The organism is Cellulophaga sp., assembly GCF_039943695.1.
Classification (GTDB): domain Bacteria; phylum Bacteroidota; class Bacteroidia; order Flavobacteriales; family Flavobacteriaceae; genus Cellulophaga.
In genome coordinates, this window is sequence record NZ_JBDVAA010000229.1 from 1 (window position 1) to 1,750 (window position 1,750).

The 1,750-nt window shown below is 30.6% G+C and carries 2 protein-coding genes; one reads left to right on the forward strand and one right to left on the reverse strand.

All coding sequences use genetic code 11. The features are described 5' to 3' along the window. Positions 1-261: 261 nt before the first annotated feature. Positions 262-1,323, reverse strand: coding sequence for an acyl-CoA reductase (locus ABJD66_RS17080; protein ID WP_348133890.1), 1,062 nt, complete (start codon positions 1,321-1,323; stop codon positions 262-264). Positions 1,324-1,410: 87 nt separating this feature from the next. Between ABJD66_RS17080 and ABJD66_RS17085 the strand changes: the two genes are divergently transcribed. After that, positions 1,411-1,750, forward strand: a 340-nt coding sequence (locus ABJD66_RS17085; RefSeq protein WP_348133893.1) for a 4Fe-4S dicluster domain-containing protein, incomplete at its 3' end; no start/stop codon positions are given.

The window sequence follows — 1,750 nt, forward strand, 5'->3', positions numbered from 1 at the left end:
ATAATCCTGAACCATTAAAGTCTACAACAGCTTCTGATGCTTTAAGTAATACTTCTTGTGGTAAAATACAAGGTCCTGCGCTAAAATTATGCTTTTTCATTTGTATGTGTTTTGTTTGTAATTGGTTTGTTGGCCAATTAATGTTTAGAGAGATAGGTAATTAATTGTTAATTAGCAGCTTATCTCTTTATTAAAATTGTTTAAATATAAGGTAAAGGTCTAAATTTTATAACAATAGACCTTTTAAAATTGTAATTAATTCTAGGATGTTTTCAACAAGAATTTAACAGTATCTATATTATCTGCATAATCTGTTAAGCTAGGTTGTTGTGTTTGCCCAAAAGCAACTTCAGTATCTAATAAACCATTTGCAACTACGCATTGTATTTTATCTTCATCATTCTTTAATTTCTCTTTTAAGGAGTCTAAAGAGTCGTAATATTCATAAAAAACAGAAGAAATAGGCGACGCATAGCTTTCATCTTCTTTAATCATTAAAAAACCATTTTCTAAAATATTAAATTCGCTCATTAAATACACAGCTTTGTTATAGTCGTAGTTGTTTGCGTATTTTACGTGGTGTATAATATCTTGTTTAGGATACATTGCTTTAAAAAATGCATCAAAATTATAGTCCTTTGGAACAAATAGTTTGGATACACTTCTGCAACCTAATCCATAATATCTAAAAATATCTTCACTAAGGTTTTCTAGTTGTTCTTTGGTTTCATTGCCTGTTAAAACTGCAACAGAATTTCTATTTTTTCTGATAATATTTGGCTTTTTACCAAAGTAATGCTCAAAATAACGAGCAGTATTATCGCTTCCGGTAGCAATAACGGCATCAAAACCTTCTAATTTTCCATCTACATACACAATAGAATTAGCTAGTTCTGGTAATTGTTTAATTAAGAATGAAGAAACAAAAGGTAGTAGTATTTTATCGTTTGAAGATAACTTAACTAAAGCAGTATTACCACTTAATATTGTAGCTAAAAAATCATGAAAACCAACAAGCGGAATATTACCAGCCATTATAATAGCTATGTTGCTGTTTTTTATAGAGTTTAAGTCATAAGATTTAAACCAATTGTTTAACTCTTTTTTAGTTAGTAATTTGCTCCAACTATTAATACAAAAAAGAATGTTTTCTTCTGTAAACCAACCATTGTGTAAGCTAGCTGTGTGTATTGCATCTTGTAGTTTTATAATCCACTCGTTTGTGTTTTCTTCTTGTTTTTCTGAGTTTGCATATTCGTAATAATCTGCAAACAAAGTTCCTAATTCAGAAAAAGCAACTATTCTATCTTCAAGTTTAGCCATTTTATTTGTATAGTGATTTAATAGGGTTTACCTTTGTGCAAAAGTAGATATACTGATTAAATATCAGTCTAAAAATTGATATAAATTATGGCAATAATAATAACAGACGAATGTATTAATTGTGGAGCTTGTGAGCCAGAATGTCCAAATACAGCAATATATGAAGGTGCAGACGATTGGAGATATGCAGATGGTACGTCTTTAGAAGGCACAATTGTTTTACCAAATGGTAAAGAGGTTGATGCAGAAGAGTCTCAAGAGCCTATTAGTGATGAAATTTACTATATATCTCCTGATAAATGTACAGAGTGTAAGGGTTTTCATGAAGAGCCACAATGTGCTGCTGTTTGTCCTGTAGACTGTTGTGTACCGGATGAGGGTATTGTAGAAACCGAAGAAGAATTACTAGGTAAGCAGCGTTTTATGC

Coding starts and splice junctions, on each gene's coding strand:
- ABJD66_RS17080 (WP_348133890.1), bottom strand. CDS start 1,323: ATGGCTAAACTTGAAGATAGAATAGTTGCTTTTTCTGAATTAGGAACT.